This is a genomic window from Staphylococcus saprophyticus subsp. saprophyticus ATCC 15305 = NCTC 7292 (assembly GCF_000010125.1).
GTDB lineage: Bacteria > Bacillota > Bacilli > Staphylococcales > Staphylococcaceae > Staphylococcus > Staphylococcus saprophyticus.
In genome coordinates this window covers 439,366-459,647 of record NC_007350.1, presented here as the reverse complement: position 1 = coordinate 459,647, position 20,282 = coordinate 439,366, and the positions used below count along the sequence as shown (strand labels likewise).

21 protein-coding genes are annotated in these 20,282 nt (G+C 33.2%); 4 read left to right on the top strand and 17 right to left on the bottom strand.

What is annotated here, in order from left to right:
• Positions 1-14: 14 nt before the first annotated feature.
• Entirely contained in the window at positions 15-890 is an 876-nt protein-coding gene (locus tag SSP_RS02055) for an ABC transporter substrate-binding protein (RefSeq protein ID WP_011302391.1), read from the bottom strand.
• A 212-nt stretch (positions 891-1,102) separates the two neighbouring features.
• On the opposite strand from SSP_RS02055, the gene SSP_RS02050 reads away from it, so the two are divergent.
• On the top strand, positions 1,103-1,471 hold the full coding sequence (locus tag SSP_RS02050; protein WP_002482379.1) for a VOC family protein: 369 nt from the start codon (positions 1,103-1,105) through the stop codon (positions 1,469-1,471).
• A gap of 95 nt (positions 1,472-1,566) precedes the next feature.
• On the opposite strand, the gene SSP_RS02045 is transcribed toward SSP_RS02050, so the two are convergent.
• Positions 1,567-2,061 carry a GNAT family N-acetyltransferase gene (locus SSP_RS02045; RefSeq protein WP_231844709.1) on the bottom strand — a complete coding sequence of 165 codons (495 nt, stop codon included), beginning with the start codon at positions 2,059-2,061 and terminating at the stop codon, positions 1,567-1,569.
• Positions 2,062-2,315: 254 nt separating this feature from the next.
• Positions 2,316-3,020, bottom strand: a complete 705-nt coding sequence (locus tag SSP_RS02040) for an SDR family oxidoreductase (RefSeq protein ID WP_002482377.1) — start codon at positions 3,018-3,020, stop codon at positions 2,316-2,318.
• A 204-nt stretch (positions 3,021-3,224) separates the two neighbouring features.
• Here SSP_RS02040 and SSP_RS02035 point away from each other — a divergent pair, with 204 nt between their 5' ends.
• Positions 3,225-3,494 carry a DUF1413 domain-containing protein gene (locus SSP_RS02035; protein WP_002482376.1) on the top strand — a complete coding sequence of 90 codons (270 nt, stop codon included), beginning with the start codon at positions 3,225-3,227 and terminating at the stop codon, positions 3,492-3,494.
• A gap of 202 nt (positions 3,495-3,696) precedes the next feature.
• On the opposite strand, the gene SSP_RS02030 is transcribed toward SSP_RS02035, so the two are convergent.
• The 11 genes from SSP_RS02030 to SSP_RS01985 all read right to left on the bottom strand — a co-directional run bounded on the left by SSP_RS02030 (position 3,697) and on the right by SSP_RS01985 (position 13,523).
• Positions 3,697-3,888 (bottom strand): hypothetical protein, encoded by a 192-nt coding sequence (locus SSP_RS02030; RefSeq protein ID WP_011302389.1) that lies wholly within the window; start codon positions 3,886-3,888, stop codon positions 3,697-3,699.
• 207 nt (positions 3,889-4,095) lie between these two features.
• A complete protein-coding gene (locus SSP_RS02025) occupies positions 4,096-4,722 on the bottom strand; it encodes a hypothetical protein (protein WP_011302388.1) in 627 nt (208 codons plus the stop codon).
• Positions 4,723-4,922: 200 nt separating this feature from the next.
• Positions 4,923-5,996: a YkvI family membrane protein gene (locus SSP_RS02020; protein WP_011302387.1), complete on the bottom strand. Its 1,074-nt coding sequence runs from the start codon at positions 5,994-5,996 to the stop codon at positions 4,923-4,925.
• A 271-nt stretch (positions 5,997-6,267) separates the two neighbouring features.
• Positions 6,268-7,029, bottom strand: coding sequence for an SDR family oxidoreductase (locus tag SSP_RS12660; RefSeq protein WP_011302386.1), 762 nt, complete (start codon positions 7,027-7,029; stop codon positions 6,268-6,270).
• A 390-nt stretch (positions 7,030-7,419) separates the two neighbouring features.
• Positions 7,420-8,778, bottom strand: a complete 1,359-nt coding sequence (locus SSP_RS02010) for a gluconate:H+ symporter (protein ID WP_011302384.1) — start codon at positions 8,776-8,778, stop codon at positions 7,420-7,422.
• A gap of 189 nt (positions 8,779-8,967) precedes the next feature.
• Positions 8,968-10,515, bottom strand: a complete 1,548-nt coding sequence (gene gntK / locus SSP_RS02005) for a gluconokinase (RefSeq protein WP_011302383.1) — start codon at positions 10,513-10,515, stop codon at positions 8,968-8,970.
• Between the two features lie 36 nt (positions 10,516-10,551).
• Positions 10,552-11,232: a GntR family transcriptional regulator gene (locus tag SSP_RS02000; RefSeq protein ID WP_011302382.1), complete on the bottom strand. Its 681-nt coding sequence runs from the start codon at positions 11,230-11,232 to the stop codon at positions 10,552-10,554.
• A gap of 180 nt (positions 11,233-11,412) precedes the next feature.
• On the bottom strand, positions 11,413-11,943 hold the full coding sequence (locus SSP_RS01995; RefSeq protein WP_011302381.1) for a transcriptional regulator: 531 nt from the start codon (positions 11,941-11,943) through the stop codon (positions 11,413-11,415).
• Positions 11,944-11,994: 51 nt separating this feature from the next.
• Entirely contained in the window at positions 11,995-12,129 is a 135-nt protein-coding gene (locus SSP_RS13155; protein ID WP_011302380.1) for a MerR family DNA-binding transcriptional regulator, read from the bottom strand.
• Positions 12,130-12,208: 79 nt separating this feature from the next.
• Entirely contained in the window at positions 12,209-12,904 is a 696-nt protein-coding gene (locus tag SSP_RS01990) for a GTP pyrophosphokinase (protein WP_011302379.1), read from the bottom strand.
• A 205-nt stretch (positions 12,905-13,109) separates the two neighbouring features.
• Entirely contained in the window at positions 13,110-13,523 is a 414-nt protein-coding gene (locus SSP_RS01985) for a DUF2188 domain-containing protein (protein ID WP_011302378.1), read from the bottom strand.
• Positions 13,524-13,704: 181 nt separating this feature from the next.
• Between SSP_RS01985 and SSP_RS01980 the strand changes: the two genes are divergently transcribed.
• A complete protein-coding gene (locus tag SSP_RS01980; protein ID WP_011302377.1) occupies positions 13,705-14,868 on the top strand; it encodes a hypothetical protein in 1,164 nt (387 codons plus the stop codon).
• On the top strand, positions 14,868-16,079 hold the full coding sequence (locus SSP_RS01975) for a cell envelope integrity protein TolA (protein ID WP_011302376.1): 1,212 nt from the start codon (positions 14,868-14,870) through the stop codon (positions 16,077-16,079). The genes SSP_RS01980 and SSP_RS01975 overlap by 1 nt, the downstream gene beginning before the upstream one ends.
• A gap of 128 nt (positions 16,080-16,207) precedes the next feature.
• Here the strand turns inward: SSP_RS01975 and SSP_RS01970 are convergent, their stop codons facing one another.
• The 3 genes from SSP_RS01970 to SSP_RS01960 all read right to left on the bottom strand — a co-directional run bounded on the left by SSP_RS01970 (position 16,208) and on the right by SSP_RS01960 (position 20,268).
• A complete protein-coding gene (locus SSP_RS01970; RefSeq protein ID WP_011302375.1) occupies positions 16,208-18,133 on the bottom strand; it encodes an FUSC family protein in 1,926 nt (641 codons plus the stop codon).
• A gap of 511 nt (positions 18,134-18,644) precedes the next feature.
• Positions 18,645-18,929 (bottom strand): putative quinol monooxygenase, encoded by a 285-nt coding sequence (locus tag SSP_RS01965; RefSeq protein WP_011302374.1) that lies wholly within the window; start codon positions 18,927-18,929, stop codon positions 18,645-18,647.
• A gap of 61 nt (positions 18,930-18,990) precedes the next feature.
• Positions 18,991-20,268 (bottom strand): MFS transporter, encoded by a 1,278-nt coding sequence (locus SSP_RS01960; protein WP_011302373.1) that lies wholly within the window; start codon positions 20,266-20,268, stop codon positions 18,991-18,993.
• Positions 20,269-20,282 lie beyond the last annotated feature (14 nt).

Below are 20,282 nucleotides of genomic sequence, written 5' to 3'. Positions count from 1 at the left end.
GACGTGCTTAGTTTTTACTTATGCTTTAAAAGTTCTTTTTTAAATAGTTCAGCTTGTTTCTCTACTGAAATTAAATCTGCATAAATTGCTTCATCCATAGAATAATAAATAACATTACCGTTTTGAACAGCTTTATTATTTTTCCAAGTATTTGATTTCACAAAATCATTATTCGGTTTCTTACCATCTTTAGTAGGAAGGAGTAAATAATCTCCCGAATACGTATTGAATTTCTCTTTTGGAACTTTCATAAACTTCTCTTTTGGCATTGCTTGCTTAGCTTCTGGGTCCTCTTTCAACTTAAACCCTTCATATATAGCTTCACTTCCGCGGCCGAATCTAGGGCCAAATTGATAAATATCTTTTGCTTGAATATCCATAATTGAAAAAGTATTATCTTTACCAATTGCTTTCTTAATTTCTTTACCATCTTTAGCTAGTTTTTCTGATAGTTTATCAGCTTGTTTTTTAGCTTTAGCTTCTTTGTTTACTAATTTCCCAATTTCAATATGTGTATCTTTATAGTCCATATCCTGTACTTTAATAGGTACTGTCAGTGCAATTTTAGCTAATTTTTTATTATTCTTGTTCTCTTTATATGTAATAATTAAATCTGGTTTTAATTTTGCCGCCGCTTCAACATTTTCAGGATCAATTTTTTTAACCTTACTCATATCTAAATATTTAGAATCTGGAAATACATTTGTGATAGCGACAGGTTTAACACCTAATTTTTTAAAGTTTCCATAATTAGCGGTTAACACAAGTACTCTTTTTGGATTTTTAGGTATTTTTACTTTACTACCATCATCTGTAGTATAAGTCTTTGTACCTTTGTCATCTTTTGACTCTGAATTTTTCGAACCATTACCGCAAGCTGCTAAAAACAATAACTAACATAACATCAAGCATAAAATTTTTTTCAAAACGATAACCTCTTCTCTTGTTTATTACTACCATTTTAATCGAAAACGATTATCAATTGCAATAGAATAAAATGAACTTTTAAAATAATTAGTTGCTTCTAATTTATAAAAAAATAATTTACCAAATACTTTTATAGTTATATTTTTGCTATTATATATTAAAGGAGTTGTTATTTATGTTCAATCAATTTTTAGGTATTGATCATGTTCAGTTAGCTGCACCACCTCACAATGAATCGTTAGCAAAGGCTTTTTATTCTGATAAATTAGGTTTTAAAGAAATAGCAAAACCCTCCAATCTCGCGAAAAATGGTGGCGTTTGGTTTCAAGTTGGTGACCAACAACTACATATTGGTGTTCAAGATGACTTTAAACCAGCAACAAAGGCCCACCCAGCCTTTTTAGTACAGAACGCTTCAGATATACGGAAAGAACTTGAAGCTAAAGAAATTGAAATCATCTATGGTGATGAACTTGAAGGCGCCAATCGTTTTTATATCTATGACCCATTTGGTAACAGAATTGAAATTATAGAATGGTTATGATATTTCAAACTAAAAAACCAGAACGAGACATAATGGTGACTCGCCCTGGTTTTTTTATGTGCACCCATGAGTTGAATACGTGTTATTTATAACAACTACACTTCAAGATACATTAAGTCTTCATCATAATACCTATGACCATCAAAGATTGATTTAGGTTCCCTACCATAACGCTTAAACCCTAATTTTTCATACAAACGAATGGCTTGTGTATTCTCAGATAATACACATAAGCCAATGATTTTCACAACACCAACCACACTAACATCGTTAATGATATGTTGTATCATTTGAGCTGTAATACCTTGACCTCTATATCGGGGATCACAATAGACAGTCACTAAGTTACCTTTATGTTTTACCTTTTCCATTCTCTCACTATAAAATGTAGCGATACAAATAAGCTCCCCACTATCAAACGTGCCTATCGTAAAATGCGTATCATTTAATTTAAGCCGTGCTTTAAATTCATCTTCCGGCAATGATTTTTCACGTTCATATGTTGATACAAATCCCTTTGGATCCGTCTGTAACGATTTTAATCGAATGGCTCGGTACTGTTTTACATCTCTTTCGGTAAGGTATCGCATTTCCATTTTTCTCACTTCTTTCACGAATACATTCAAGCTAAACTATTAGTAAGATGAACAAAATCAAAAAGTCCTGATAAAAATTTCATAGTCTTCGCTCTTATTAAATAACGCGTTAAATGAATCTCATTTGCGTAATACATGAGCTAGCGTTTTTATATTTGTAACTTAGCATGTAGATTACAGTCCATATAAATTAATTTGGCCGAGACACTTCTTATTGATGTCCCGGCCTTCTAATATTTCATTTATGTTTAAACAGGTCTCACTGTCACTTCATTCACATTGACATGGCTTGGTTGCTGTAATGCATAAATTGCTGCTTCTGCAATATCTTTAGGATCTAATTTTTTGCGTGCTCCCCAATCTGTATCTCCACTTAATGGTGTATCAACCATCCCAGGAGAAATACTTGTCACACGTACGCCTGTTTTCGCTAATTCTTTTTCTAGACCTTGTGTAATACTGTGTACAGCTGCTTTGGATGCACTATAAAGCGTGCTTTTTTTAGTAACTTCAAATCCAGAAATTGAGGCAATATTGATAATGTGACCACTAGACTGATTTAGCATAGATGGTAGCACAGCATTAATTGTATATAAGGTACCTTTGATATTCACATCAATCATTGCTTCCCATGCTTCAACGTCACCCTCAGTTATTGCTGATGATAACATTAAGCCAGCACTATTCACTAAAATATCAATCTGACCAAATTTTTCTTTTGTTTTTTCAACTAATTCTGTTACTTCTTCTTTGTGTGTAACATCCACAATACTTGTCTCAACTACTGCTTGTTTATTATCTTGTATACGTTTAGCCACTTCTGCTAAGCGCGACTCATCTCGTCCTGTTAAGACAACTTTGACTCCTTGATTAGCTAATGTTTCGGCTATACTTGCACCGATACCACTACTCGCTCCTGTTACGACTGCCACTTTATCTTGTAATTCAACCATGTATATCTTCCTTTCTATTTATACTTCTCTATATTTATTTAAATATTTCTCTAATTACGATTATTGTATCATGGCGTTTTCATTTTCTTGAAAGTTTTACTTTTGATTAGCTTGTCAATATCCATATTTCAATATAAAGTGGGTATATAATAAAGTATATATTAATAATGTTTATTGTAGCGTTAAGGGAGGGGCATATATATTATGAATTTTGATGAAAAATTAGAAGCATTAAGAAAATCAATAGATCGAACAAGTTTCCAATTTCATTTTGAAGATTTATTCGACAAAGATGAATGGATTCAAATGCCTATATTAGAACGACAACAATTAGAAAAAACTTTCCGTAAATATGTAGCACAACATAATCACTTACGTATTCCTTATGCATCTGAAGAACATATTCGTATGCGTATGTACAACTCTTTATATGATTTTAATGAAATCAAGCATAATTTTAAAGATTATGTTTAATTGTCATCATTAAATACTATAACTAAAAGCCTATGTTACTGGATGGACAGTAAACATAGGCTTTTTAAAATACTTTAGGGCGTTTCAAATAAATCATGAAAGTTAATACGAGGGAGAAAAACTTTAATAATAATACCCGTTTGCTATATTCATAAATTGTGAATACAACAAAACTTTTTAATTACTTGATGCATACAGTGTATTAATGATTAACTAATAGCGTCTTTTTCAATCCATAGTTGTATAATTTTTCTGCATCAATATAAGCTATATAGTCAATACTTCTGTATCCATCTTTAATATCATTAATAATACCTTGATTTACACCTGTATGAATGTAAATTTCATAGCTGCTTTCATTTGAAAAAATAACCTTTTCAATTACTTCTCTCATATGAATCACTCCGTATTTTTTCTTTCGCAAAGCTTGCGTCATTTATTACATCTTTATCTTAATTCATAAGGATACAAATTGGAAGTGTTTTGTGATTAATTTCACAAATTTATCACTTTTGCCTTTCTCCGGTTAATTTCCTTAGTTTTAAAATTGACAATTTAATCAATACAGCAATTTTAACTTCTGTTAAGATACACGAAGTTTTTAAAATGCCTTATACTGTTCATTTAAAATATCATCTTTCCCTCTACGTAGCCCAGAAACAGATAAATTCATCCTATTTAAAATGTCTAATGCCTCATCCACATTGCCATTTTCTACTGCAGTAAGCAGTTGATTTTCTAAATTATAGCGTTGCTCTATTTCTCTTAACGTATAATCAATCTGAGTCTTAGATTCTGCAAGTGACGCCGTACTTGAATGAAAATGGAAATCTATTTTTTCAGTCTCATACACAATATTTCGCTTCTTCAAAAAGCGAATTGCCAATCGACACATCTTCTGTGCTTTTACATGATGACACAGTGGTATACGTAATAAATATTGCTTTAATATAGACAATTTAGATATTTTAATATTCGCTTGTTGTAGCAGTTCATTACAACGTCGTTCATTAGGTCGCTGTTCCATGTATGGTCCTATAATGTAAATCTGTTTATATTTCTTAAACTTAAATATTAAGAAGTTCACATCGAAAACATTGGTATAATGGTAAATTTTATTACTGCCCATATTGACGATAAAATGTTTCAACTCATCTTTGAATTGTTTACGTGACGTATTTGTAAATGGTGACTTGATATGATTGCTGATCCCTTTTAAGTCATCCATATCATACTTCTAGTTGAATCCCCAATAATTGCAACGCATTCGTCTGTAAAATTTCTAATGTTTCCTCGTTCATAAAAAAAACACCCTCTATTCCTTTATTTTATTATAACTAAAAATAAGGATAAGGTGTGTTTCGAAATTAATTTTATATACATAAATATCAACAAGCATAAACAAAGTTATAGATTATAATAAAACTTTTATATATCTTTCTTGCCAAACTTCAATTTAAAAGGTGCATACAACAATACAAAAATTAATACAAGGCCTAGGTATCCGATTAATGGGTAGAAGATTGCTACTAAATCTGTAAAACCAACAAAACTCAGACATAGACCTACAATAACGGTAACAGCATAGAACAGTTTGAAGCGTTTCGTATCTACGACTGTAAACCTTGTAGCAAACGCATAAAACATACCCAAACCCGTATTAAAGATCATTCCAAAAATAACAATAGCCATAATGACTCCAAGTATTGGTGAAATATGATTCACAATACCTAACATTGGCATTTCCATATTTCCAACAGTATCTATTTGCGTGAATATAGCCAGATGACTCAATACAATCATGACGCCTAACGCGAGTCCACCAACTAGTCCACCAATAGCTGCTACTTTCGTATTCTTCTCTGAACCTCCCATAACAATGGCCATTGATGCACCTACAGCTGTATTAAATGATGCGTAGTTCACACCTGCTACAAACCAATTCGGTAATGTTGAAGGTTTCGCATCAGACAAAGTATTTAACTGTGAAAATGAACTATCCGTTGTCATAAAACTATAAACTGAAATAATAATTATAAAAATGATTAAAAACGGCGTAATATTTCCAATTACTTTTACAACACCTTCAACTTTCAGCATACCCGCGAGAATGATAAGTACAGTCATCAATAGTGTGCCAACGATAGATGGTAAGCCAAACTGCTGATTAAGATTTGAACCTGCACCTGCAATCATGACAACCCCTACACCAAATAATGTGAATATGATGACTAAATCAATCACCCATCCCAATAATTTTCCAAACATTGACTTACCCGTGATACGATGAATGACTTCTTTATGAGAATCAGTTTCAGACTTACTTCCCAGCCAAACTAACATCATTCCAACATATGTAAATAATGCGGTCGTTATCATTGCGCCGAATGTTCCCATCATGCCAAAACTTGTGAAGTATTGGAGCACTTCTTGTCCAGAAGCGAATCCTGCACCAACAATGACGCCAATAAAAGCACTCGCAATCAATAATATCCTTTTCATTTTCCAACCCCCTATAGCGATATAACTACTTCCTTTACAACATACTTCCGTTTATCTCTATACTTTAATCTAGCATCTAAATTATACATTCCAATGCATTTTCAGTATGTTCAGACAATAGTAACTTCTCTATTTTATCATTTTAAAATTAATTCATGTTGTAATTCAATGGTCTCACATTCAAACAAACGGCATTGATATCAACATTATTAAATTTATTTCATTAAAAAATCGGACAAAAATGATTTTGTCCGAAGCATCTGTTTATCTATTATCTTAGTAAATAACCACCATCTACTGGTAATGATATACCTGTTACATAATCTGAGGCTTCACTAGCTAGAAATATAAGTGGACCCATTAAATTTTCCGGAACACCCCATTCTCCCGATGGTATATGTCCTTTAATTTCTCGCCCTCGAATTGGATCTTCTTCTAGCACTTTCGTCATATCAGTACGGATATAACCAGGAGATAATGCATTTACTTGTATATTGTATGGTGCCAAAGCATCTGCATAGGCGCGCGTAATGCCAACTACGCCATGCTTACTCGCTGCGTAAGGAAAGATATTTTTTCCAGCGCGGTATGACTGCATAGAACCTATATTAATGATTTTACCTGAGCCTTGTTCTGTCATCACTTTAGCCGCTTCGTGAGCCATATAATACGTTGCATTTAAATTAATTTCTATGACATTTTGCCAATCTTCATCTTTATAATCTAAAATATTATTTCTAATTTGAACACCTGCATTATTAACTAATATATCAAGTGATCCCCACGTTCCAACTGCATTTGTGATAACCTTTGCTGCAGAACCCGATTCGGTTAAATCTTGCTGAAGGAAGGATACATTTTTATAATCTAAAATATTATTTCTAATTTGAACACCTGCATTATTAACTAATATATCAAGTGACCCCCACGTTCCAACTGCATTTGTGATAACCTTTGCTGCAGAACCCGATTCGGTTAAATCTTGCTGAAGGAAGGATACATTACCCTCATGCTGTTTCACATATGCTTTCATTTCATCCCAGGCATTGGTTGAAGAACTAACTACAGTTACATTTGCCCATACATTGTTAAAGCAATGGTATAATATTTGCCTAATCCGCGTGCACCGCCTGTTACTATCGCATTTTTACCTTTTAAAGAAAAACTTTCTAAACTAAATTTTGTCATTTTCAAACTCCTTCACTGACCCTTTTACGTTAAAACATTGTCCAAGTATTCATTTAGTAAGCCTTTGTACCATGCTATAAAATAAACCAAACTCAATAATTAACTTAATTTAAAATAAGCTTAATCTAAGCCTTTAAAAATTGAAGTTATGTTAGTGAGTCTGGTCAAAAAACATCTACAATGTAAACCGTGATCCTATTCAATCTTCTATCGTTTTCACTGCTATGATTTCGTTTTATACAAATATACTTAAAATCAAGATAAAGACAAGACCTGAAACTGAGATAACTGTTTCTAGTAATGACCATGTTAGGAAGGTTTCTTTAACTGTTAAACCGAAATATTCTTTGAACATCCAGAACCCAGCATCATTAACATGAGATAAAATAACACTCCCTGCACCAATTGCTAATACCACTAATGCAACGTTAACGTCTGATGCTTGTAATAACGGTAAAACGATACCTGTGGATGAAATAGCAGCTACGGTTGATGACCCAAGTGCAATACGAAGCACTGCAGCTACAATCCACGCAAGTAATATCGGAGACATTTCTGTACCTTCAAATAATTTAGCGATTGTATCACCGACACCGCCATCAATTAATACTTGTTTGAAAGTACCGCCACCACCAATAATTAAAATCATCATTCCGATTGGATAAATCGCATTTGAAACTGAATCCATAATATCGGCATTTTTACGTCCTTGTTTGATACCCATTGTAAAAATCGCAAATAAGACAGCGATCAACATTGCAGTTGCTGCAGTACCAATAAAGTAAATAAATGATTCAAAACCATTCGTCGCTGATTCATGTCCTGTTACTAACTGTACAATTGTTGATAATAACATTAAGATAACTGGAGACACAGCTGTCAAAAAGCTGATGCCAAATCCTGGCATTTCTTCTTCAGTAAATTCTTTTTGTGCACCTAAAGCTGATATGTCGCCTTCACGACCATAAGCTGATGGTGTGATTTTTTGTGCAATTTTATTGAATAATGGTCCAGCAATTAATGTCACTGGTATTGCAATAATAATACCGTATAGTAATACATGTCCTAAGTTTGCTTGTAATTCTTTTGCAATTACAACTGGGCCAGGGTGTGGTGGTAAAAATCCGTGTGTTACAGATAGCGCCACTACCATTGGTAAGCCTAATTTTAATTTTGAAACATTAGCTCGTTTGGCAATCGTAAATACCAATGGAATTAATAAGACAAGACCTACTTCAAAGAATAACGCAATACCTACAATAAATGCGGCAACTAACATTGCCCATTGTACGTGCTTATGACCGAATTTCTTTATAAGCGTATCAGCTATTCGCGTAGCACCGCCACCGTCCGCAAGTAATTTACCGAGAATGGCACCTAGACCAAATATTAAAGCAATGTGACCTAGTGTACTGCCCATGCCATTTTCGATTGTTTCTATGATTTTATCTAAAGGCATTCCTAGTAATATAGCAGTTACAACTGATGTAATAATAAGTGAAATAAACGTGTTTAATTTCAAGAATATGATGAGCGACAATAATACAATGATACCGATTACCACAGTGATCAGTGGCCAAATTGTTTCAAACATTTCCGTTCTCCCCTTTCAATATCAAGATTGAATTACAGCTAATTGAAATCGCCATTCAATCTTGGTAACGCTTTCTTAATTACGTAAAATTTTTATCCCTAATAATATGACACAGGTAAGGTAACGTCATGATTAAAAATACATTGTTTGTTTAACCATGACATCCATTATACCTGCTCTAATATTTCATCATTCGTCTTCTGTCATATGTTCGCGTTGGAATGCTGCTATTTCTGTATAACGTGCTTCCAATGAACGACTTAAATTAATAAATATAGATATTAACTGTTGATACGTTCTTACATTATCCTCATTAGGATGATGTTTGTTTGTTGTTCCAACCATATCTTCTATAATTGAAAAATCATCAATTTCACCTAATGCCTTCATACCTAATACGCAAGCGCCTAAGCAAGAACTTTCGTAACTTTCTGGCACAATTAAATCTGTATCAAATATATCTGCCATCATTTGACGCCAGACTTCACTTTTAGCAAAACCACCAGTCGCCTTGATTGTTTTAGGCGTTTCATTCATCACTTCAATAAGCGCAAGATACACAGTGTATAGATTATAAAGTACACCTTCTAAAGCGGCTCTTATCATATGTTCTTTCTTATGTGATAGTGTTAAACCAAAGAATGAACCTCTTGCATCAGCATTCCATAAAGGCGCACGCTCTCCCGCTAAATAAGGGTGGAAGATTAGTCCATCTGCACCGGGTTTGACATTATTAGCAATCTTGGTTAAGACATCATAAGAATCAACGCCTAAACGTTTAGCTGTCTCTACTTCACTAGCTAGTAATTCATCGCGTAACCATCTCAGTACAACACCACCATTATTAACTGGACCACCAATAACATAATGATCTTCTGTCAGAACATAGCAAAATATTCTACCTTTATAGTCTGTACGTGGTTTGTCAATCACGGTTCTGATGGCACCAGAAGTTCCAATGGTCACTGCAACTTCACCTTTTTTAAATGCGTTCACACCTAAATTTGAAAGTACGCCATCGCTTGCACCCACTACAACTGGCGTATTTTCATCGATACCCATTAATGCTGCATATCTACGTTTCATACCTTTTAAGATGTGTGTCGTTGGTACAATCTCAGGCAATTGAGATTCAGTTATACCTAAAAGCGACAAGGCTTCTTTATCCCATTCCAACGATTCCAAATTAAGCATCCCTGTCGAAGAAGCCATTGATTGATCAATCACAAACGTTTCAAAAAGTTGATAAAAGATATAGGTCTTAATATCCGCAAACGTTGCAGTTTGATTGAATATTTCTTGTTGTTCATGTTTCATCCAGAATATCTTAGACAATGGCGACATTGGATGGATAGGTGTCCCTGTTCTTTGATAAATCGCATCGCCATTATGCTTGGTTTTAATTGCTTCTGCATATCGACTCGCACGATTATCAGCCCAAGTTAAATTCTCTGTTAAACGTTGATGACTTGCGTCCATTGCAATTAAACTGTGCATTTGTGCACTAAATGAAATTAATTTGAGGTCTTCTTTAGCTATGTCTGCCTCTCTCATAATATATTTTATGGTCATTAACACGGCATCAAATAATTCATCTGGATTCTCTTCTGAAACTTCAACATTTGGCGTGTGCAATGGATAACCAATATTATGTTTCATTATAAACTGACCTTTTTCGTCATAAAGTACTGACTTTGTACTTGTTGTACCAATATCAACACCAATCATGTATTTCATGATTTCGCCTCCTACAATCTTTACTGCATTAAATTGCTAAGTTAACCAAAAACTATCGATGTCTTCACCAACATCATCAAAGTTTAAATGGAATGCTTTATTTAATTTCTTAGCATCTTGTTGTTCTATCGCTTCTATAAATATCTCATGGTTATGATGAATACGTTCAAAATCTTCCAGATTCTCATTCATTCTTTTACTCATAGATAATAATATGAGTGATTCCATCACTGGTCTCAAATTATTCCAGAATGTTTTTAAATATTGGTGCTTTGAAGCCATAATCGTTACTTCATGAAATTTCATATCATGTTCAGTGAAGGCTTCTGCATCTTCAAATTGCACTGCAACTTTCATCATTTCAAGCTGCTTTCTCATTTCTTTTACAATTTGCTCATGATTTAAGTTTTTAATTCTACTAAAAGCAAAGGACTCTAGCATAATTCTCAAATCATAGAGTTCCTTTTTCTCTTTATCTTCAAACGGTAAAACTTCTGCTCCCATTCGTTCAAGATGAATGAGTTGGTCTTGCTTTAATAATTTAAATGCATCTCTCACTGGTGATCGACTTACATTATATTCTTTAGCAATTTGGTTCTCCGTTAATAATGTATCTGGTGCTATTTTTCCATCTACAATTCTCAGTCGAATTTCTGCCGCAATCATTTCGCCCTTTGAAACACCTTCTAACCATTGTTCTGGGTAATCGTATTTCACTAAAACATCACCTCGATAACTTTACTATATACTTGTATACAAGTATATTAAAACACAAGTACCTAATTTGCAAGCGCTTGCAATTATAAATATCGTTTTCTTAAAGTAAAAAAACCGATATGTCAGGTTTCATCCCTCACACATCAGTTTCAAAAATTTTTTTATTCATATGAAATTTGATTAAGATTGGACAATTGCTACACAGTGATGATCTTGGTCACAATGTGGACATTGTAATTTTCTCGTTTTAGGTGTATGTGCCGAAAACATCCATTGCTTTAAATTGGGTTTAAATGTTGCTTGGCAATTTGGACAAACATAGCTTAGTGCCGTATAAGTAAATATTGTAAAATTTACAGCATAGGTAAACAATATAGGTGAGGTAGATAACAATGGCCACCATTTTTTAGTGACCATACTTGCTATTAAAGCAGTATATTGAAATATACCTATAGGTATGATGCGATACAATACAGATTGTTTAAATTGTTTCATTTTTGGTTTTTGATTTACGTATGTTTTTGTTTCTAATAGTTTTTCTAAAGGCGCTTCAGAACGTCGACCAATATATTGTTTAAATTGTCGTATCTCTGCAAGCAAAGTCTTATGGCTCTGCATTTCCTTTTCTATCTCTAATTCCTTTTGTTCTAACATAACACGAACCGTTTTCAACTTATTTTTTTCATTCAAGATTGTTTTAATATCTTTCAAGGAGAAATTAAAAGCTTTTAAAATTAGAATGATTTCTAAATCTTGTTTGCTTTATTCATCAAATATACGCCGCCCATTTTTTGCTGTTTGTACCGTTTTTAATAAACCTTTTCTATCATAATATTGAATGGTCCGAACAGAAACATTTTTTAGTTTCGCTAATTCACCTGTTTGATATTGGCTCATGTAATCACCTCCTGAGTCTAATCATAGTTGATGACGCGACGTCATGAGCAAGCAAATTGTTATATTGCATTGTTATTATTTAATTATCAAATACTTCAGAATGTATTTCCTGCATTTTACTTTCTACTGATGTAATGTCTGTTGCACATTGTTTCAATATCGCTTTATATTTTTCCGTATTTTCTGTGTTTTTATAACGTATTTTATGCTCTAAGCTCGCCCACATATCCATTCCAATCGTTCTTATTTGTATTTCTACGGGAACTATTTCAACAGAATGCACTAAATAAACTGGAATGGTTACAACAATATGTAAACTTCTATAACCATTTTCTTTCGGATGTTCGATATAATCTTTACGTTTAATCAATTTCACGTCTTCTTGTTTTAATAATAATTTTTCAATAACATATATATCATCAAAGTAATTACAAACTACTCTAATACCGGCAATATCTAATATGTTTTCTTTTGCTGACTCAGTACTAATAGGGTAACGCTTTCTGTCTAATTTTTTAATTAAGCTTCTCATCTCTTTCACACGACGTTCCATGTGATGAATGGTATTATGTTTATACATCTGTTGAAATTGATCATCTAAAATATCTAACTTTGTACTAATTTCTTTAAGAGCCGACGTATAAAGTTGTTCTAAAGCAACAAAGCCTACAACCATATCTAATGCTTCTTCTGACGCGTTTATATGATCAATACTTTCCTTAAATTCAGCTTTCAAATCGTCAATGTTTACCGAGGGTTTACGTTCTATATACATTTTGTCTTACCTCCAATAAAAAACTTCTTTAAAATTCATTATAGCTTATTATAATTGACTTATTAAATTTAAAAGCTATTCAAATTTTACGCTTCTAAAAGATTCAATTTGTGTTTTAAGTGGTTATTTTCAATACAGAAAAGCAACCCAATGCCTTCAATTTATGCATTGGATTGCCCTTTTAATTATTCTAGCATGCTTAATTTTATTCATCTTTTTTATGTTCGATAATTTCAGTTCTACGGTTATCAGCGATATTACGTGCACGTTTCATGGCATCTTCTTTTTTATCGAAACTATCAGATGCCTGTTTCGCACCATCTGATTTAATCTTCCATTCATCATCTTCATAATAAACATGTACATCTTTCTTGTTTAATGAAGGATCTGCTGAATCATCTTTTTCATGTTTAGTAATTTTTTTGTTTTTTAAGGATTCCAATTCTTTTTCGGATGCATCTTTATACCAAGATTCTGCTTGCTTTGTAGCAATAGGTATCACGTTACTCTCCTCATAACCATCTTTTAACATGGCATTGCCAATATCAATGGCTTTTTTTCGTTCAAGTTTATCCATATTTTTCCAACTTTGAGGGTAATCTTCCATTGTCCAAGGCATTATGAGCACTTCCAATCTGTTTTCTTCTTGTTATCTATTTACCACTAAAATTGAATAATAAACGCGCGCTAACGCTTGATATTTTGTACTCTTATAATATGGTTCATGATTAATACTGGTCATAAAGGGAATTATAAAACAGTTGAAATTTAATCATATACATAGATTGGTGGTGTTGTTTATGGCTAATATCACCGTTGGTTTGATCCCTTCACCCGATATGCCACATAAAATTATAAATAAAATATATACTGATTTACCGAATGAAATCCGTCATCATACAGGGGGAAATGATGAATGGCATATTGAAAAACATATTGTTTCAATTGTAGGCACTGCTGAGCACATGGATAAAGCAATGGATATCACTACGAATATGAAAAAACAAAAAGCATGGGACTATGCTATTTGTATTACAGATTTACCTAATCTTTCTAACAATAAAACCGTCGTATGTGACATAGACTTAACAAATAATATTGCCTTGATTTCATTACCAGCATTAGGTGCAATAAATTTAAAACAAAAATTACGAAATTTTATTTCATTTGTCATTCAATATATGCATAGTAATGGTTCAGATAATAATCTCTTGAATAGTCAACACTTTAAATTAACGAAATTTACCACAGTTACTCCAAATGAAGAAGATAAAAATAAAAATCATTTACGTATCATTTCAACATCTACCTTCATAGGTTGGTTACACCTCATATCTGGTATGACTTTTGCTAATGAGCCATGGTCAACAATTTTTGATTTCAAAAAAATCATTTCTGTCTCCTTTGCGACAGGTACTTATATTTCAATTTTCTCTACTCCTTGGGATATAAGCTTAGATTATGATTATTGGCGCTTCATTTTACTTATGTTTATGTCCATTTTCGGCATGGTTGGTTGGCTTATTTATTCTTATAATTTATGGGAACGTAAAAACCCAAAAACACAAAAGTTATATAGATATATCTATAATTTTACAACGTTGACCACATTAACTGTAATTACGCTTTTTAATTTTATAACCCTATTTCTATTACTAACCATTAGCACATTATTATTTGTACCTCCGGAATTGTTTTCCAACTGGACTTCGCTTGGTAGTAAACAACCCACTTTAATCAATTATATTAATTTGATATGGTTTATCACTTCTTTAGGAATCTTAGCAGGTGCAATGGGATCAACCGTAGAAAATGCTGACAAGATTAAACGTGCTACTTATTCATTCAGACAATATTATAGAAACAAGCAATTAGAACAAGAAAATGATGCGGATTATAATAACGATGAAGAATCAAATGATTATGCAGGTCGAAAACAAACGCACAGAGAGGAGGAAGAATAATGTGCAATCACATTATCAAGATAGGTTTAGTAGCTGCACCTGGTGTGACTGAAACAATAGCCAACCATTTGCAACAAGAGCTACCTTCATTGTTATCATCTACTATAAATTCAGAAGTTGAATGGCAAATTGATACAATGATTGACCCACTTACCGGTTCTGCTGAAACGGTGCAAAAGATATACACTAAAATTTCTGATTATCAAAATGATAATGAATGGCAATATACGATTGGTTTAACGGATTTACCAATTATTAAGAACAAGCATGTTGTCGCATTTGATATCAATAGTAAAAATGGCGCAAGCTTAATTTCATTACCTGCATATGGTTGGCGCCCCATAAAAAAAAGAATTAAGCATTCCATATCGGGCATTATTAAAGCAATTGACGAAAATATGAATCCAAACCAATCGTCTACTCAACATCATAGTGAAGAACAATTAAATTCACAGTTCCCCTTTTCAACTTTAGAAACACATACTGAGTACTTTGAAGATACAGACTCTCAACATACTTTATATTATGTATCTTCGAATACGAGAGGCATGATACGTTTAATTAGTGGGATGACTTTTGCTAACAACCCTTTTAATATGCTCAAAAGCCTCAGTAATGTAGTTACTATTGCCTTTACAACTGGTGCCTTTGGTATTGTCTTTACAACAATGTGGAATTTAAGTTTTGTTTATTCTGGATGGCGCATGTTATTAATTATGTTGGTCGCTATTTTAGGTATGATGTTGTGGGTTATTGTTGCACATGGTTTATGGGAATCTACTTCTGAAAGTAAAGATAGACAAATAACAATATTATACAATTTAACTACAACTTTAACGTTAACTGTATCCATTGCTTTTTATTATGTCATATTGTTTTGTCTTTTCTTGTTAGCCACACTCGTTGTATTACCACCAGGATATTTAGGGCAAGCACTACAGTTACAGGGCTCGGCTAACTTTATGACTTATATTAATCTCGCTTGGTTTGCAACATCCATTTCTACTGTTGCAGGTGCAATTGGTGCTGGATTAAATAATGATTCACAAATACTAGAAAGTACATACGGTTATCGCCAAAAACAACGTTATAAAAAAATGAATGAAGATAAACAAAATGAAGCAGAAAAAGAACAACATGCGCAAGCTGCCGTTGAAAAGAAAAAACAAGAAAGTGAAGCAAAGGCTAGACAAGAACGCAGCGATGATTGACACTTTCAAGTGGCGGCAGTCTGACCTAAGACAACCCGCACACTACCTATCTCAATATACTCAAATATTTTTAATAAAAAAGGCCAAGACATTAATAAATGTCTTGGCCTTTTTTCAAATTACCATATTTAATTAAGAGATAATTTAACTTCTTTTCGAGCATTGACACAGTTGTTTTGTATACTCATTAAAGCTGTTTTTATATGTGTATATTGCGGTAATGCAGCCATTTCTTGAACTTGAATATTCGTGCCTCTTTCAAAATGTTTGGCTATATTTTCAAAGACGAGTAAATACTGTCCCATCGTTTCATCGTCAATATGATATCGTTTTTCATTACTTAGTGCTCTTGTTAACATAAAGCTGATTTCTTCTAATGCGTAAATGCTTGGATAATAATACTGTATAACCATTTTATTACTGAATAGTTCACCGTTTGCACTGTTATACACTTGGGTCATATTATTCAATTTCACACTTAGTTTTAACATTTCTTTTTTATCTTGTTCTCTAGATGCATATTTGTTACTTGAGAATAAGTAATGAAATAATATGGATTCGTCTCTCGCTACGGCTGCTAATGTACCTGGCAACATAGAAGATGCTGTTTTTCTACCGATCACTAGCAAGCAAATCACTGCGATGATAATTCCTACAATTACATCAATAATTCTTGGTAATGCAATGAGTATGGTTAGATGATTTGACGCTAATCCATTTAACAAGATAACTTGTATCGTGATAAATATAACTGCAAATGAGTAATTTGCACCTACAAACATTTCTGTCACACCGGCAGCTAAAGCCAATAAAACAATGGCTACTGGTACAGGCGGTGTTGTTAATAAGATGAGTGATAACACCAACACCCCGAAGATCGTGCCAACGCCCCTTGACCCAGCTCTTTCAAAGCTATGCAGTGTTGTAGAGCCTAGTAAGACTGTATGTGTACTCAAAGGTATCCAGTAGGCTTTTTCAAAATCAAACATTAAAGCAATAAAAATAGAAATTGCCATAATGACTGTGTAGCGTATTGTATTTCTAAATATAAAAGAATCTAACGTCAAGTTTTTCAACATGCGATGTCCATAAATTGGTACACGAATATCTATTTCATGTTCGACTCTATCATTATTTGCATTCATAATTGCGTCAACTTTAATGATACTATCTACTAAACTTTGATACTCTTTATCGAAATCTACTTTTTTAGTCCACTGTCGGGTTGACTTACCAAGTGAATAAACACGTTTAATGACAAAATCCGTCATTTCTTTTATTTCCGTTGGTAACGGACGTGCATTACGTTCATTGAGTTCCAATAGTTCGGAATGAATACCTTGCGCCGTATTATGCAATAATAATAAGCGTTGAAATTCAGGTGAGGTTTTCGATTTTGGTGTACTTGACGTAATCAATTGATTATCCGAATTTCTGAAAGCTGTTACTGCAAATTGTGATGCTTTCGCAAACGCTTTGGGATCATCAAAGTTATAGACCAATTGTTTAATAATATTATAATCATTTTTAATGGCTTTGATTTCTGTAGATTCTTTAGATAGTAGGATTACAACGATTACAATCAGTGTTGCTAATAATCCACCTACAAACATTGCTAGACCTCTAGTTAATGCTTCTTCTGGCGCTACTGGTAAATTAATTGGCAAACTGAAGGCAACGATAAAGAAGGTTGAAGATGGCCCTGGGATATTTAACGAACTAAAGATGTAATATGGAATAACAGTTACTAATAGTAGTAACACACCAAATATAAGTGGTTGATTAACTGTGAGTGTCCCTAAAATCATCGCAATGGATAAACCTAACGATGAAAATAAGACAATGCGTAACTTAGATCTCTTAGGACCGCCAAATACATAAATATGCGCTAGCGTCCCTGTTGAAATGAGTAATCCCGTAGAAAAGTGACCTGTCAAATAGCCAACAAGTAACGGAATGAGCATGAGAATACATTGTCTTATACCTTTAGCAACATCGATTTTCATCGAATTGAAACGTATTAATGACTTTAAATATTTAATCAATGTTGTCATGCATCTCCTTTAATTTTTAATATTTCGTATTTTATTTCATTTATTGTCACCATATCAAATGACATTTAAAAATACGTTACTCATAAATAACGTATTTTTCAGAAAAACATATAGGTAAAGTAAACATCAACTTACTTTTCATTTTATAAAATCTATATCTTCATTCTAAAATATCCGCGCATAAATTCGTAACAACACCTTACTATTTTAACACTTTTTTTAAATTCTTCTAGTGGCGATGTCTTTAAAATAAATTCACCTCCATATCATTGTCTTTATATTCACATACATACGTGCTCATTTAATTCTTCTCAAATCGCTGTGTAAATCATGGCAAGTGCTATATAGACAGAGTTCATGACTAAATATTCAAATTTAGCTATTTATCCATCTAATACGTTATGTAATGACATTATATTTACACAATAACAAGCCCATTTTTTTCTCTCTTATCACACTATTCAAAAAAACCCTGAACTCACAGTTATTTGTAAGATCAGGGTTTAATATATTAATTTGAACTTAGCACTTTAATTTCAGGTTCTTCAACTAAGTATTGTTTAACTTCGCTAAAGAATTGTTGAAAGTGTTCTGACTGATTATGCGCTTCCAAAGCTTGTTCATCTTTATATCGTTCAATAAAAGCAAACGTATTCGGTTCATCTGTATTTTCAAAATGTTCATAGTATAATGCACCTGCTTCTTGATTTGAAGCGCGCTTTAATGGTTCTATTAAAGCTAAGTAATTATTACGTTGTGCAGCATCCACTTTCATAATCGCATTGATAGTAATCATATCATTTCCTCCATTATAAGCATGATGTTTAATAATTACCTAAAAGTTAATAAATTAAACATTACAAGTCTTCTTTTTCTACGATAAGTGGTTGGTCTGGTTTTACAAAGAACCACATAATAATTGCGAAAACAACTGGGATAATCACAAGTTCTAACGTTACTGTCCAACCTACAATATCAACCATCATACCAGCTAATAGTGGACTTAATAACGCACCAATGTTCCCCCATAAATTCATCCAACCTGATACAGAACCTGAGAAGTTACGTCCTAAATCTGTTGCTGCTGCCCAACTCATTCCAGTCGCAATACCAATACCACCTAAACAAAGCGATAACCAAATAACATTTGTTACTAAATTATCCGTTTGTATAGACATGAAGAGTGAAATACAGAATACAACAAATCCTGTGATAGCGATAGAAGCACGTGCTATGAAACGTGACATACCACTTTGTAATAATTTATCTGAAATAGCACCACCACATAAAATCAATAAGAACATTGCAATCCATGGTGCACCGGCTGCCCAAGCCATGTCTGGATCTGTTAATTTAACGTTATACTGTTCCGTTAAATAGGTTGGTAACCAAATCAAGAATAATGAAACGACGAATTGTACTACAAAATATTGAGCTGCTAATGCATAGAAACTAAAGCGTTTTAAAAATATATTCCATGGCGCATTAGATTTTTCAGTTTTAATAATGTCTCGATTTTCCATAATATAGCTTTTTTCTGCTTCATTAACCATTTTATGTTGTTCTGGCAAGTCTTTGGCAATAACCATCCATAATATAGCAATAATAAAACCAATAGCACCAAAAATATAGAAAACGGCTTGCCAACCAAACATATTTACGATTGCAATGGTTACTACTGGCGCGATGACTGGGCCAAAATAGGATCCAGCTAATAACGCACTAGATGCGCGTCCTTTCTCACCTTTCGCAAACCAGTTCGTATTAAAAACTGCGTTAGAAGGATACATTGGCGCTTCACCAATACCAAATAAGAAACGCACTGCATATAACATCCCGTGATTCTTCACAACACCTGTCAATATTGTAAAGGCACTCCACCATACAAGTGCAATAGTTAACATTTTTTTAGAACCAAATTTCTCAGCTAAAAATCCAGAAGGCACTTGCATCAGTGCATACCCCAGTGAGAAGAATGACGCTAATAACCCAAATTGTGTCTTATTCAAATGTAAATCTTCCATCATCGGACCGGCTATAATCGATATGTTCGAGCGGTCCATATATGCAATAACCCCTATAATGAAAAACGCTATGGCAAAATACCATCTAATATTTGTTCTTTTTTGATCCATGTTTTCTCCAACTT

Coding starts and splice junctions, on each gene's coding strand:
- SSP_RS02035 (WP_002482376.1), top strand. CDS start 3,225: ATGAATTTTGATGAAAAATTAGAAGCATTAAGAAAATCAATAGATCGA.
- SSP_RS13155 (WP_011302380.1), bottom strand. CDS start 12,129: ATGAGCCAATATCAAACAGGTGAATTAGCGAAACTAAAAAATGTTTCT.
- SSP_RS02010 (WP_011302384.1), bottom strand. CDS start 8,778: ATGTTTGAAACAATTTGGCCACTGATCACTGTGGTAATCGGTATCATT.
- SSP_RS02025 (WP_011302388.1), bottom strand. CDS start 4,722: ATGGATGACTTAAAAGGGATCAGCAATCATATCAAGTCACCATTTACA.
- SSP_RS01990 (WP_011302379.1), bottom strand. CDS start 12,904: ATGTATATAGAACGTAAACCCTCGGTAAACATTGACGATTTGAAAGCT.
- SSP_RS01965 (WP_011302374.1), bottom strand. CDS start 18,929: ATGATTACTATCAATGCGATTATGAAAGTGGATGCTGCACAACGTAAT.
- SSP_RS01985 (WP_011302378.1), bottom strand. CDS start 13,523: ATGCCTTGGACAATGGAAGATTACCCTCAAAGTTGGAAAAATATGGAT.
- SSP_RS01970 (WP_011302375.1), bottom strand. CDS start 18,133: ATGACAACATTGATTAAATATTTAAAGTCATTAATACGTTTCAATTCG.
- SSP_RS02045 (WP_231844709.1), bottom strand. CDS start 2,061: ATGCGATACCTTACCGAAAGAGATGTAAAACAGTACCGAGCCATTCGA.
- SSP_RS01975 (WP_011302376.1), top strand. CDS start 14,868: ATGTGCAATCACATTATCAAGATAGGTTTAGTAGCTGCACCTGGTGTG.
- SSP_RS12660 (WP_011302386.1), bottom strand. CDS start 7,029: ATGAAAGCATATGTGAAACAGCATGAGGGTAATGTATCCTTCCTTCAG.
- SSP_RS02020 (WP_011302387.1), bottom strand. CDS start 5,996: ATGAAAAGGATATTATTGATTGCGAGTGCTTTTATTGGCGTCATTGTT.
- gntK (WP_011302383.1), bottom strand. CDS start 10,515: ATGAAATACATGATTGGTGTTGATATTGGTACAACAAGTACAAAGTCA.
- SSP_RS01980 (WP_011302377.1), top strand. CDS start 13,705: ATGGCTAATATCACCGTTGGTTTGATCCCTTCACCCGATATGCCACAT.
- SSP_RS02030 (WP_011302389.1), bottom strand. CDS start 3,888: ATGAGAGAAGTAATTGAAAAGGTTATTTTTTCAAATGAAAGCAGCTAT.
- SSP_RS02050 (WP_002482379.1), top strand. CDS start 1,103: ATGTTCAATCAATTTTTAGGTATTGATCATGTTCAGTTAGCTGCACCA.
- SSP_RS01960 (WP_011302373.1), bottom strand. CDS start 20,268: ATGGATCAAAAAAGAACAAATATTAGATGGTATTTTGCCATAGCGTTT.
- SSP_RS02040 (WP_002482377.1), bottom strand. CDS start 3,020: ATGGTTGAATTACAAGATAAAGTGGCAGTCGTAACAGGAGCGAGTAGT.